This window comes from Roseiarcus sp. (assembly GCF_052145395.1).
Taxonomy (GTDB): Bacteria; Pseudomonadota; Alphaproteobacteria; order Rhizobiales; family Beijerinckiaceae; genus Roseiarcus.
This window is the reverse complement of sequence record NZ_JBKQOT010000759.1, coordinates 1-12,248: the sequence shown is the minus strand read 5'-3', so window position 1 is coordinate 12,248 and position 12,248 is coordinate 1. Positions and strand designations below refer to the sequence as shown.

Annotated in this window: 9 protein-coding genes and 2 pseudogenes; 3 read left to right on the top strand and 8 right to left on the bottom strand. The window is 65.9% G+C overall.

The window, feature by feature from the left end; genetic code table 11:
• Positions 1-177: 177 nt before the first annotated feature.
• From pobA to ACLP25_RS25890, 3 genes are read right to left on the bottom strand one after another with little or no spacing between them, the layout of a single operon-like run.
• Positions 178-1,350, bottom strand: a complete 1,173-nt coding sequence (pobA, locus tag ACLP25_RS25900; RefSeq protein ID WP_442471984.1) for a 4-hydroxybenzoate 3-monooxygenase — start codon at positions 1,348-1,350, stop codon at positions 178-180.
• 26 nt (positions 1,351-1,376) lie between these two features.
• Positions 1,377-2,141, bottom strand: coding sequence for a glucose 1-dehydrogenase (locus ACLP25_RS25895; protein ID WP_442471983.1), 765 nt, complete (start codon positions 2,139-2,141; stop codon positions 1,377-1,379).
• 51 nt (positions 2,142-2,192) lie between these two features.
• On the bottom strand, positions 2,193-2,954 hold the full coding sequence (locus tag ACLP25_RS25890) for an SDR family NAD(P)-dependent oxidoreductase (protein ID WP_442471982.1): 762 nt from the start codon (positions 2,952-2,954) through the stop codon (positions 2,193-2,195).
• Between the two features lie 520 nt (positions 2,955-3,474).
• Here ACLP25_RS25890 and cyoA point away from each other — a divergent pair.
• The 3 genes and pseudogenes from cyoA (at position 3,475) to cyoD (ending at position 7,459) form a co-directional block, all read left to right on the top strand.
• Entirely contained in the window at positions 3,475-4,434 is a 960-nt protein-coding gene (gene cyoA, locus ACLP25_RS25885; protein ID WP_442471981.1) for a ubiquinol oxidase subunit II, read from the top strand.
• A pseudogene (gene cyoB, locus ACLP25_RS25880) lies at positions 4,434-6,416 on the top strand (cytochrome o ubiquinol oxidase subunit I); the annotation flags it as partial. The gene cyoA and the pseudogene cyoB, both read left to right, overlap by 1 nt.
• A gap of 647 nt (positions 6,417-7,063) precedes the next feature.
• The gene (cyoD, locus tag ACLP25_RS25875) at positions 7,064-7,459 is read left to right on the top strand and encodes a cytochrome o ubiquinol oxidase subunit IV (protein ID WP_442471980.1); all 396 of its coding nucleotides are present in this window, start codon (positions 7,064-7,066) and stop codon (positions 7,457-7,459) included.
• 102 nt (positions 7,460-7,561) lie between these two features.
• Here the strand turns inward: cyoD and ACLP25_RS25870 are convergent, their stop codons facing one another.
• From ACLP25_RS25870 to ACLP25_RS25850, 5 genes and pseudogenes are all read right to left on the bottom strand, one after another.
• Positions 7,562-8,656, bottom strand: a complete 1,095-nt coding sequence (locus ACLP25_RS25870) for an ABC transporter ATP-binding protein (protein ID WP_442471979.1) — start codon at positions 8,654-8,656, stop codon at positions 7,562-7,564.
• A 1-nt stretch (position 8,657) separates the two neighbouring features.
• Positions 8,658-9,707 carry an NAD(P)-dependent alcohol dehydrogenase gene (locus tag ACLP25_RS25865; protein ID WP_442471978.1) on the bottom strand — a complete coding sequence of 350 codons (1,050 nt, stop codon included), beginning with the start codon at positions 9,705-9,707 and terminating at the stop codon, positions 8,658-8,660.
• Between the two features lie 9 nt (positions 9,708-9,716).
• The gene (locus tag ACLP25_RS25860) at positions 9,717-10,505 is read right to left on the bottom strand and encodes a carbohydrate ABC transporter permease (RefSeq protein ID WP_442471985.1); all 789 of its coding nucleotides are present in this window, start codon (positions 10,503-10,505) and stop codon (positions 9,717-9,719) included.
• Between the two features lie 26 nt (positions 10,506-10,531).
• Positions 10,532-11,391: pseudogene (locus ACLP25_RS25855) on the bottom strand (carbohydrate ABC transporter permease).
• A gap of 243 nt (positions 11,392-11,634) precedes the next feature.
• Positions 11,635-12,248 (bottom strand): extracellular solute-binding protein (locus ACLP25_RS25850; RefSeq protein WP_442471977.1); only part of this gene is annotated, 614 nt, incomplete at its 5' end.

Sequence of the window (12,248 nt, the reverse complement as noted above, 5' to 3'; positions counted from 1 at the left end):
GCCTTCGGCCGCCACCCTCTCCCTTGGGGAGAGGGGATGGGTCGGCTCCGTCGACCCCTTCCCCCCTCGGGGGAAGGTGGCCGGCGTCAGCCGGCCGGATGAGAGCCAGCCGCGCAATTCGCTTAGCATTGATTTCGCGTCAAGGTGCGTATCCTACCCGAATCGACGGGCCTCCGCTCAGAAAGGCAGGCCGACGTAGTTCTCGGCCAGAGAGCCCAGCGCCTTGTCCGAGGAAAAAAGGTATTCGAGCTCCGTCGCCTGCAGCCGGTTCTCGTAGTCCGAATGGTCGGGGAAGCGGTGAAGCAGCATGGTCAGCCACCAGGAGAAGCGTTGCGCCTTCCACACCCGCGCCAGCGCCTTCCCGGAATAGGCGTCGAGGCCGGAATCGTCATGCCTTTCGTAGTGGTCGATCAGCGCGTGATAGAGGTAGTAGATGTCTGAGGCCGCGCTATTGAGGCCGCGCGCGCCTGTCGGCGGCACGATGTGGGCCGCATCGCCGGCGAGGAAGAGCCGACCGTAGCGCATCGGCTCGGCGACGAAGCTGCGCAGGGGCGCGATGCTCTTCTCGATCGATGGGCCCGTGATCAGCGCGTCCGCCACTGTGTCCGGCAATCGGCGCTTCAGCTCGGCCCAAAAGGCGTTGTCGGGCCAGTCCTCGACCCGGTCCGTCAGCGGGACCTGGATGTAATAGCGGCTGAGCGCCTGGGAGCGCAGCGAGCACAGCGCGAACCCGCGCTCGTGCTTGCAGTAGATCAGCTCCGGCGAGACCGGCTTCGTGCGCGACAGCACGCCGAGCCAACCGAACGGATAGACGCGCTCGTATTCCTTCAGCACGCCCCTTGAGATCGACTTGCGGCTGACGCCGTGGAATCCGTCAGCGCCGATGACGTAATCGCAGTCGATGCGGACGATCTCGTCGCCGGCGCGGTAGGTGACGTACGGGGCGTCGGAATTGACCTCGTGCGGCGTCACGTCGTCGGCGTTGTGGATGACCTTGCCGCCGAGCCTGTCGCGAGCGGCGTAAAGGTCGCGCGTCACCTCGGTCTGGCCGTAAACGACGACCGAGGCGCCGCCGGAATGCTTCGCCAGGTCGACCCGGTCGAGCCTGTCGTCATGGGCGATGAAGAAGCCGTGATGGATCTCGCCTTCCCGCTCCATGCGCTCGCCGCATTGGGCCTCGCGCATCAGGTCGGCGAAGCCATGCTCGAGGACGCCCGCCCGGATCCGGCCGAGCACGTACTCGCGGCTCTGGCGCTCGAGCACGATCGTGTCGACGCCCTTGAGATGCAGGAGTTGCGACAGCAAGAGCCCCGAAGGGCCGCCGCCGATGATGCAGACTTGCACGCGCATGGCGCTCCTCCTTGCCGATCGCGGCGCTATTGCGCCGTGAGGCCGCCGTCGACCATCAGTTCCGCGCCCGTGGTGAACGAGGACTCGTCGCTCGCCAGATAGAGGATGGCGTTGGCGACCTCCTCCGCGCGGCCCATGCGGCCCATGGGCGCGGCGCGCATCAGGCCGTCGCGGACCCGCTCCGGGTTCTTCGAGCTTGCAATCAACTCCTGCACCATCGGCGTGTCGGCGAAGGAGGGATGGACGGAGTTCAGCCGGATGTTGTAGCCGGCGCGCCCGCAATGGAGCGCGGCGGACTTGGTCAAAAGCCGCACCGCGCCCTTGCTCGCGCAATATGCCGCCGACTGTGCGTCGCCGATGATCCCGGCGACCGAAGACAGGTTGACGATCGAGCCGCCGCCTTTGTCCTTCATGACGCGGATCGCCTCGCGGCAGCCAAGGAACACGCCCTCGATGTTGACGGCCTCCGTCCTGCGAAAATCTTCCAGGGTCGCGGTCTCGATGTTGCCCTTGAGCGCGATGCCGGCGCTGTTGACCAGTATGTCGAGCCTGCCGAAGGCGGCGACGACGCTCTCGACCACTTCACGCCAGCGCGCCTCGTCGGCGACGTCCTGGGCGAGGATGAGATCGGCAACGCCTTCGAGGCCGGCGAGGCCGGCTTCGTTGCGGTCGGTCGCCGCCACTCTTGCGCCCTCGGCGTGAAACAGAAGCGCAGTCGCGCGGCCGATGCCGGAGGCCGCGCCGGTGATGAGCGCCGTCTTGCCTTCGAGGCGTCCTGGTCTGCCTGGCATGTGCATCCTCCCTCTTCGAACTCGCTCGGCGCAGCGCTCTTTAGGCCGGGCTCAGCGCGGCGCCATGCGCAGCGCGCCGTCGATGCGGATCGTCTCGCCGTTGAGGTAGCCGTTCTCGACGATGTGGACCGCGAGCGCTGCATATTCTGATGGGCTTCCGAGCCGCGACGGGAACGGCACCGAGGCGCCGAGCGATTGCTGGAAGTCCTCACGCAGCCCCGCGAGCATCGGCGTCATGAAGATGCCGGGCGCGATCGTGTTGACCCGCACGCCGAGGCGCGCCAGCTCGCGCGCGATCGGCAGGGTCATCGCCGCCACGCCGCCCTTCGAGGCGGAATAGGCTGCCTGCCCGATCTGTCCCTCGAAGGCCGCGACGGACGCCGTCGAGACGATCGCGCCGCGCTCGCCGTCGATGGGCTCAAGCTTCGCCATCCCCGCCGCTGCGAGCCGGATCATGTTGAACGTGCCGATCAGGTTGACGCGCACGACCTTTTCGAAGTCGCCGAGCGGGGCGGGGCTTCCATCCTTGCCGACGATGCGAATCGGATTGCCGATGCCGGCGCAGTTGACGAGGATGCGCGCGGGACCATGCGCCGCCTCGGCCTTTGCGACCGCCGCGGTTGCGGACGCGTCGTCGCCGACGTCGCAGACGACCGCGACGCCGCCGATCGCCTTGGCGACCTCCTCGGCCGCCGCCGGGTTGAGATCGGCGACCGCCACTTTCGCGCCCTTGGCCGCCAGCGCCTCGGCCGTCGCCCGGCCGAGCCCCGAGCCGCCGCCGGTCACGATCGCCGCCGCTCCGGAAATTTTCATTGTCGCCCTCTTCCACGAATCTTGCTTGCGTTGCCCGAGCCCATAGCAACGGGCGGCGTTTCTCGCCAGAGGGAACCGGCTCGCATCGCCCGCGCCGCCGGCGGCGCTCCGCTCCTCTCCCGAGCACGAGGCCGATCGCCTCTTCGCGCGCTGACGACGTCGTGAATGCTTCCTCGGGCGGGGGTAAAGCATGCTCTATCGAAGCTAACGGCGCAGTGCGTTCGGGTAAACATTGTCAAAAAGCATGGCCGCGCCGTCATTATACCATGACAGAGCCATTCGTGCGCCCACGGACGCCGCATAAGTAGGCGTTACTTGACTTGAAAGTGCATATCAGGGCATATTCATGATCCTGCCAAAAGTAACGGCGCGGTTGACTGCGCCGCAACTTCGTCGCAATTGTTCAGTCTCGTGCATCCCTAAGATGGCGCCGTTTTCGCGAGCTCATTGCGCTGGCGCCGCACAAGAACTCACCACCGACCGCTGACGTTTAGGCCGCCGCCATTCAGGGAACGGGACGATGCTGAGACGGCTCTTCGAGTCCTGCTTTCCGAATGTCCCAGAGGCCCCTGCGCCGACCGCCCCCCGGAGGTGGCCGCGAATTGTTCTTGCCGCGATCGCCGCGGCCCCGCTCGGCGGCTGCAACGGCGTTCTCGATCCGGCGGGGCCGGTGGGCGCCGCCCAAAAGCTCATTCTCATCGATACGCTGGCGATCATGCTGGCGATCGTCGTGCCCGTCATCATTCTGATCGCCGGCGTCGCCTTCTGGTTCCGGGCCTCCAACCCGCGCGCCTTCTATTGGCCGGAGTGGGAGTTTTCCGGCCATCTCGAGCTGATCGTCTGGTCCATCCCCGCGCTGGTCATCGTCGTTGTCGGCGGCGTCGCGTGGTTCGGGTCGCACGACCTCGATCCCTTCAGACCGCTCCCCGGCAAGGGGAAGCCGGTCGAGATCCAGGTGGTGGCGCTCGATTGGAAGTGGTTGTTCATCTACCCCGAAGACGGCGTGGCCAGCGTCAACGCGCTCGCGGTCCCGGTCGGCGTTCCCGTTCACTTCACCATCACGTCGAGCGGCGTGATGAACAGCTTCTTCGTTCCCCGCCTCGGCAGCCAGATCTACGCGATGGCGGGGATGGCGACGCAGCTCTGGCTGCAGGCCGACGAGCCCGGGACTTTCGACGGGTTATCGGCGAACTTTAGCGGCCAGGGTTTCTCCGACATGCGCTTCGACCTGAAGGCGTTGCCCGCGGACGACTACGCGAAGTGGATCGCCGACGCCAAGGCGTCGGGCGCCGACCTTGACCGCGCCCGATACGCCGAACTCGTCAAGCCGAGCATGAACGTGAGCCCCAGCGCCTATCGCTCGGTCGAACGGCGGCTGTTCGAATCGATCGTGAACGGATCCGCGCCGCAGCCGTCAGCGTCGATCAAGCCCGCGCCTCAGGCCTCTGGCCAGGCGGCTGCGATCTGCGGGGGAACGTGATGCTCGGCAAGCTCACCTGGGACGCGATCCCGTTCAACCAGCCGATCCCGCTCGTCACCTCGATCGTGGTGATCGTCGTCATCCTGTCCGTGCTCGGCCTGATCACGGTCAAGGGTTGGTGGCCGTATCTCTGGCGCGAGTGGATCACCTCGGTCGACCACAAGCACATTGGTGTCATGTACTGCCTGCTCGGCCTCGTCATGCTCGTCCGCGGTTTCTCCGACGCGATCATGATGCGCATGCAGCAGGCGTTCGCCTTCCAGTCCGGCGGCTACCTGGTTCCCGAGCATTACGACCAGATTTTCTCCGCCCACGGCACGATCATGATCTTCTTCGTGGCGATGCCGTTCGTGATCGGGCTGATGAACTTCGCCGTGCCCCTGCAGCTCGGTGTGCGCGACGTCGCATTCCCGACCCTCAACTCGGTGAGCTTCTGGCTGACAGCCTCCGGCGTGCTGCTGGTAAACGCCTCGCTGCTGATCGGCGAGTTCTCGCAGGCCGGCTGGATGGGCTATCCGCCGCTCTCCGAGCTCGCCTTCTCGCCCGGAGTCGGCGTCGACTATTATCTCTGGTCGCTGCAGATTTCAGGCATCGGCACCCTGCTCACCGGCGTCAATTTCGTCACCACCATTTTAAAGATCCGCGCGCCCGGAATGATCTACATGCGCATGCCAGTGTTCTGCTGGACCGCGCTCGCCGCCAACCTCCTGATCGTCGCGGCCTTCCCGGTGCTGACGGCGACCTTCGCGATGCTGCTGCTCGACCGCTACCTCGGGTTCCATTTCTTCACGACGGACATGGGCGGCAACGCCATGATGTACGTGAACCTCTTCTGGGTGTGGGGCCATCCCGAGGTCTACATTCTGGTCCTTCCGGCTTTCGGCGTGTTCTCCGAGGTGGTCTCGACCTTTTCCGGCAAGCCGCTGTACGGCTACCGATCGATGGTCGCCGCCACCTTGGCGATCTGCATCCTGTCCTTCACCGTCTGGCTGCACCACTTCTTCACCATGGGCGCCGGCGCGAACGTCAACGCCGTCTTCGGCATCCTATCGATGATCATCGGGATCCCGACGGGGGTGAAGATCTTCAACTGGCTCTTCACCATGTGGGGCGGCCGGGTGCGCTTCGAGACGCCGATGCTGTGGGCGATCGCCTTCATGTTCACCTTCGTGATCGGCGGCATGACCGGCGTTCTGCTGGCGGTGCCGCCGGCCGACTTCGTGCTGCACAACTCGCTGTTCCTGATCGCCCACTTCCACAACGTCATCATCGGCGGCGTGCTGTTCGGCGTTTTCGCCGGCTACACCTACTGGTTCCCGAAGGCGTTCGGGTTCAAGCTCGAGAAGCGGTTCGGGACGGCGGCCTTCTGGTTCTGGGTGACCGGCTTCTACGTGACGTTCATGCCGCTTTACGTCGTCGGCCTCGAGGGGATGACGCGGCGCATGCAGCACTACGACGTCCCCGAATGGCGGCCGTGGCTGTTGATCTCCGCGGTCGGTGCGGTGCTGGTGCTGTGCGGCATCCTCTGCCAGATCGCGCAGATCGCCGTCAGCATCCGCGAGCGCGCGTCTTTACGTGACCGCACCGGCGACCCGTGGGACGGACGGACCCTCGAATGGATGACGGCCTCGCCCCCGCCGGCGTTCAACTTCGCCGCCATGCCCGACGTCACCGGCGAGGAGGCCTATTGGGGCATCAAGCAGCGGGCGATGGCGAGGGCTGAGCTCTCGCCGCTGCCGCACTACCAAGCGATCGAAATGCCGGTCAACAGCCCGACCGGCTTCGTCGTCGCCTTCTTCGCCGTTCTCACCGGCTTTGCCTTGATCTGGCACATCTGGTGGATGGCGGCGGTCGGCGTCGCCGGCGCCTTCGCCACCTTCGTCGTCTTCGCCTGGCGGGACCACGACGAATATGAAGTGCCGGCCGAGGAGGTCGCCCGAATCGACGCGCTGCGGCGAGAGGCGCGCGAGGATCTGGTGGCGGGGCGCGAGCCGGGCATCCGGTTGGTCAGGGTCGTCGAAAGAGACGAGCCGATCGCCCGCACTCCGTCGCATCCGGAAGGCGGGCCGGCGCCGAAGCGCATTGTCACGACCTATGGCTTCTGGGTGTTCCTGCTCAGCGACTTCGTGATGTTCTCGGGCTTCTATTCGGCTTACGCGGTGCTGTCCCATTCGACCGCCGGAGGACCGGGACCGCTCGAGCTCTTCAACCTGAAGACGGTCGCGGCCGAGACGGCGTTCCTGCTGCTGTCGAGCTTCGTGTGCGGCCTCGCCATGATCGCGGCCGGCGTGCGCAACATGCTGTGGACCCAGGTCGGACTGCTTCTGACGGGGCTGCTCGGCCTCGGCTTCCTCGGGCTTGAAGTCAACGAGTTCGCCAAGATGATCGCGGAGGGTTACGGCCCGGACCGCAGCGCGTTCCTGTCGGCCTTCTTCGCCCTCGTCGGTTGCCACGGCATGCACGTCACGATCGGACTTTTGTGGCTCGGCACGATGATGGCGCAATACTTTACCAAGGGCTTCCGGCCGGGCATCATACGTCGGGGCCTTTGCTTCGCGCTCTTCTGGCACGCCCTCGACATCATCTGGGTCGGCATCTTCACCAACGTCTACCTCTTGGGGACGCTTACATGAGCGACCATCACGCCTACGATTCCGCGCCCGGCGAAGGCGGCGATTTCGGCGAGCATTCCGTCTCCGAATCGGTGCGCAATTACGTGATCGGCCTTGTCCTGGCGGCCGTGCTCACCGTCGCCTCGTTCTATGTGGCGAGCGGCACCGCGCTCCTCTACGGACCGGGCGTGCTGATGGGGCTGGCCGCGCTCGCGATCGCCCAGATGGGCGTCCACCTCGTCTTCTTCCTGCACATCACCACAGGCGCCGACAACACCAACAACGCGCTGGCGCTCGCCTTCGGCGGGCTGATCGTCGGCCTCGTCATCGCGGGCTCCGTCTGGATCATGTTCCACCTCAACACCAACATGGCGCTGCCGGGGGGCATGATGGACCTGCACATGCAGAAGTAAGCCGGAGCGCGTTGTCTTCGAGCGCGCGCGCCGGGCGGGTCGCGTCGGCCCGGAGGCGGCCGGGCGGCAGTGGGCGAGCGCCTGCTCAGCGCGCCGCCGTGCTTATGCGCCGAGCGCCGAGAGCGACAGCCCGGTCCCAGCGTCGAACACGTGAACGTCGTCGGCGTGAACCCCGACCTCGATCCGCTCGCCGACGTTCGGCGGATCGCGCCCGCTGAGCAGCGCCGAGACGTCGTCCTCGCCGACCCGGAAGATGGCCAGCGCCTCGTTGCCGAGGAACTCGACGAGATCGACCCGGCCGCTCAGGCGCCCGGCCTCCCCGTCGGCCGCGCCGCGGCGCAGGTGCGCCGGTCGCACTCCGACCACGACCGGCGCGCCGTCGCTCACTCTCACCTGCTCCGCGGGCAGCCGGATCGCGGTATCGCCGCGCTTGAGCAGAATGCTCGCCTTGTCGCGGTAGGCCGTCATCTCCAAAAAGTTGATCGCGGGCGTTCCGACGAAGGAGGCGGCGAACTGGGTCCGCGGCCGCTCGAAGATCTCCCGCGGCGTTCCGACCTGCTCGATGCAGCCGTCCTTCAAGAGAACGATCCGGTCGGCCAGCGTCATCGCTTCGAGCTGGTCGTGGGTGACGTAGATCGTCGTCGTGCCGAGTTTCTGGTGCAAGCGCGCGATCTCGACCCGCATGTGATTGCGCAGCTTGGCGTCGAGATTGGAAAGCGGCTCGTCGAACAGGAACACCGCGGGCGTCTTGATCATCGCGCGCGCGATCGCGACGCGCTGCTGCTCGCCGCCCGAGAGCTCGGAGGGACGGCGGTGGAGCAGCGGCTCGATGCGAAGGACCGCGGCGACGTCCATCACGCGGCGGTCGAGCTCGGCCTTCGGCGTTTTCAGCCGCCGAAGGCCGAACGCGATGTTGTCGTAGGCCGACATGTGGGGATAGAGCGCGTAGTTCTGGAACACCATCGCCACGTCGCGATCGCGCGGCAGGAGGTCGTTCACCACCCGGCCGCCGATCGCGATCTCCCCGCCGGAAATGTCCTCGAGGCCGGCGATCATGCGCAGGATCGTCGATTTTCCGCAGCCCGACGGACCGAGGAAAACGACGAACTCCTTGTCCTCGACATGAAGGTCGATGTCGCGGACAACCGCCTGAGCGCCGAACCTCTTGACGACTTTCCGGCAGTCGATCTGCGCCATCTCAGGTCCCCGCGGACGCCGGCATCTTGATCTGCAGCTTGACATCCCCCGGCCGGCCCGACGCCGCGCGCTCCACCGCCTCGACGCTTTGCTCGAACGGGAAGGTGCCCGAGATCAGCGGCTTCAAGTCCACCTTGCCCGAGGCGATCAGCTCGATCGCGCGCGCATGCACGTTGGCGTAGCGGAAGATCGTCTCGATCCGCGCCTCCTTGATCTGGGCGCCGACCACATCGAAGGGCACCGGGTCGACCGGCATGCCGACCAGCACGACGCCGCCGCCGGGCCGCACGAGATCGAACAGCCCCTCGAACGCTTTGGGGCTGCCGCTCGCCTCGAAGACCAGATCCGCGCCCCAGCCGCCGGTCAGCTTCGACACCTCTTCGGCGAGGTTCTGCTTCTTGCTGTTGACCGTCGTCACCCCCTTGTAGCGCCCGACGATGTCGAGTTTCTCCTGGACGAGGTCCGAGACGATGACGCGGGCGCAGCCGCCGGCCAGCGCCGCCAGTGCGACCATGATTCCGATGGTGCCGCTGCCGATCACGACGGCGACGTCGCCCGGCGCGATCCTGGCCTTGGCGGCGGCCTGCATCCCGATGGCGAACGGCTCGACCAGCGCTCCTTCCGCGAAGCTGACGTTGTCGGGCAGTTTGTAGGTGAAGGCCTCCGGATGAATGACGTGCGCGGTGAGACAGCCGTGGACCGGCGGCGTCGCCCAGAAGGTGACGCTCGGATCGACGTTGTAGAGGCCCATGCGTGACGAGCGCGATTCCATGTCCGGCACGCCCGGCTCCATGCATACGCGATCGCCGACTTTCAGGCTTTTCACCTCCGGGCCGACCTCGACGACGGTTCCCGCGGCTTCGTGGCCGAGCACCATCGGCGACTTGACGATGAACGAGCCGATGCGGCCGTGGGTGTAATAGTGCACGTCGCTGCCGCAGATGCCGACCGTGTCGACCGCGATCTTCACGTCGCGAGGACCGAGCTTCAGAGGCAGGTCGATATCGCGAAGGGCAAGGCTTCGCTCTTTTTCCAGGACCAGTGCGCGCATGTGAGACTCCTATGCGTTGCGCTTGAAAAGCGAGTTCAAAAAGCCGCTGAGAACGCCGAGGAACATCAGCGGCGGAAGGGACAGCACGATCACCGAGGCGTTGAGGATTCCCCACGGGGTGTCGAAGCCGAGTTGCGACAGTTCGGAGGCCACGATCGGCAGGGTCCGCGCGTCGGAGGTCGTCAACATCAGCGCGATCAGGAATTCGTTCCAGACCAGCACGAACGAGAACACGATCGCGCCGATGAGCGATTTCGACGCGACCGGCAGCGCGATGCGGAAGAAGATCGCATAGGCGCTGTATCCGTCGATGAAGGCCGCCTCCTCGATCTCCTTCGGCACCTGCCGGAAGGCGGGGATCGCGAGCCAGATCGTGATCGACAGCGTGAACAGCGTATAAGTGACGATCATCGCGATGCGGGTGTCGTAGAGCCCGAGGTCGAGCCAGATCACCATCAGCGGCAGCGCGACCGCGATCGGCGGCAGGAAGCGGAGCGAAAGGACGAAGAACTGGATATCGGGCGCGCGGCGCGTCGGATAGCGCGCCACGGCGTAGGCGCAGGGAAGGCCGAGCACGGCGCCGATCGCCACCGCCGAGGCCGAGATGACGATCGAGTTGATCAACGCGTTGCGCACGCTGGCCCGATTGAGCACGTAGAGGAAATTGTCGAGCGTCGGCGTGAACACAAGGGTCGGCGGCGTCGTCTCGATGTCGACCGTGTGCTTGAACGAGCTGATCAGGGTCCACAGCACGGGAATAACGACAAGCGCAGCGACCAGGACGATGATCGCGCGCATGGCGAGGGTGCTTGCGGCGCGCGCCTTCACCGGGCCCATCTCCAAAGGATCGTGAAAGCGATCGTGGTCACCGCCATCATCAGGACCGCCATGCTCGAGGCGTAGGAGATGAGTCCGGACTCGATGAACCCTTGCGAATAGGCGTACATATCGAGCGTCTCGGTGGCGACGCCCGGGCCGCCGCGCGTCATGACGTAGATCAGGTCGAAGGCGCGCAGCGACTCGACCATCTTGACGAACGCGAGGGCGATCAGGGGCGCCCGCAGCATCGGGACCGCGATGAACAGATAGACTTCCCAGGTGCGCGCATAGTCGAGGCGCGCCGCCTCGAGCGGTTGCCGCGGCAGGGTCTCGAGCAGCTTCACGATGATGACCGAGAACAACAAGCCCCACTGCCAGACGTCGACGATGGCGACGGTGAGCATCGCCGTGTAGGGATCGGCGAGCAGATCGACCGGATGCCCCATCAAAAGATGCAGCGGATAGGCCGCGAGCCCATAGAGCGGATGAAAGGCGAACTTCCAGACGAAGGCGGCGGATACGCGCGGGAGCAGCACGGGGACGATGAACAGGACGCAGAGCGCGTTGCGGACCGCCGGCCCGGTGAATTCGAACAGGAGCACGGCCAGAGGAATGCGACGAGCATCGTCGCCGTGACGGTCAAAATCTCCCAGATCAGCGACACCCACATGGCGTGCAGAAAGCGGGCGTCGTGGAACAGGGCGATGAAATTGGCGAACCAGACGTACTGGCTGTCCGGACTGCTCAGCTCGCGGTTCTGCAGCGCTATGTTGATCGCGTCGACGGTCGGAACCAGGGCGAGGACGCTGAGGATCGTCATCGTCGGAACAACGAATAAGAACGGAAGCCGCGTTCCCGTCTTCACACTCTTCGCCCTGATGTCCTCTCTTGCGTCTCCCCCTCTCCCCTTGCGGGAGAGGAGTCGGCTGTGAGGGGGCGGCGCCGGGGCGCCTTGGTCCTACGCTGGACGGCCCGAACCCCTCATCCGGCCCTGCGGGCCCCCTTCTCCCGCAAAGGGAGAAGGGGACGGCGGAAGCAGCGTCGGGGCGAGCCGACCCGCTTCCGCTGGCGCCGCCGGCGCTCTCCGGCCGGCGGCGTTGCGACGTCCTCAGTTGCTCCGCTTGGCGACCAGGGTCTTGGCGAACTCGTTCAGTTCGTCTGCGGACCCCTTGATGTCGGTGCGGGTTCCGGTGACGAGTTCTTCGAGTTCGATGCCCCAGTGGTCGCCGAGCGCCGGCCAGTCCGGATCCTGCCAGAAGTTGATCGCCGTCACCTTGGCGGCGTCGACCAGGGCCTGACCGAGGTCCTTGCCGAACTTCTGGTTGAACTCGTCGCTGGTCATGATGCTGGTGCGGTTCAGCTCGCCGAACTTGCCTTCGTCGAGTCGTCGCTTCTCGTTCTCCTTCGACGTCGCCCAGGCGATGAACAGCCCCGCGCACTTCTTGGCGGCGTCGTCTTTGTTCCCCTTGGCGCCGATGGCGAAGCCGTGACCGTAGCCGCCGCCAGTCAGCGGCGTCGGCGGCGCTGAGTAGCTGACTTTGCCGACGACCTTCGACATCGTCGGGTCGATCGCCCAACCGGCGAGGGGGCTCGATTCGACCAGGATCGCGACGTGACCGGACAGGAAGGCGCCGGTCGATTCGTCCCAGCTGCCGGTCTTGGTGCCGGGGGGCGAGTACTTGAATAGGTCGAGATAGGTCTGGGTCGCCTTGACGAAGGGCT

Bases quoted from the DNA above. Each gene is read 5' to 3' on its own strand.
- pobA (WP_442471984.1), bottom strand. From the start codon at position 1,350: ATGCGCGTGCAAGTCTGCATCATCGGCGGCGGCCCTTCGGGGCTCTTG.
- ACLP25_RS25895 (WP_442471983.1), bottom strand. From the start codon at position 2,141: ATGCCAGGCAGACCAGGACGCCTCGAAGGCAAGACGGCGCTCATCACC.
- ACLP25_RS25860 (WP_442471985.1), bottom strand. From the start codon at position 10,505: ATGCGCGCGATCATCGTCCTGGTCGCTGCGCTTGTCGTTATTCCCGTG.
- ACLP25_RS25870 (WP_442471979.1), bottom strand. From the start codon at position 8,656: ATGGCGCAGATCGACTGCCGGAAAGTCGTCAAGAGGTTCGGCGCTCAG.
- ACLP25_RS25865 (WP_442471978.1), bottom strand. From the start codon at position 9,707: ATGCGCGCACTGGTCCTGGAAAAAGAGCGAAGCCTTGCCCTTCGCGAT.
- cyoD (WP_442471980.1), top strand. From the start codon at position 7,064: ATGAGCGACCATCACGCCTACGATTCCGCGCCCGGCGAAGGCGGCGAT.
- ACLP25_RS25890 (WP_442471982.1), bottom strand. From the start codon at position 2,954: ATGAAAATTTCCGGAGCGGCGGCGATCGTGACCGGCGGCGGCTCGGGG.
- cyoA (WP_442471981.1), top strand. From the start codon at position 3,475: ATGCTGAGACGGCTCTTCGAGTCCTGCTTTCCGAATGTCCCAGAGGCC.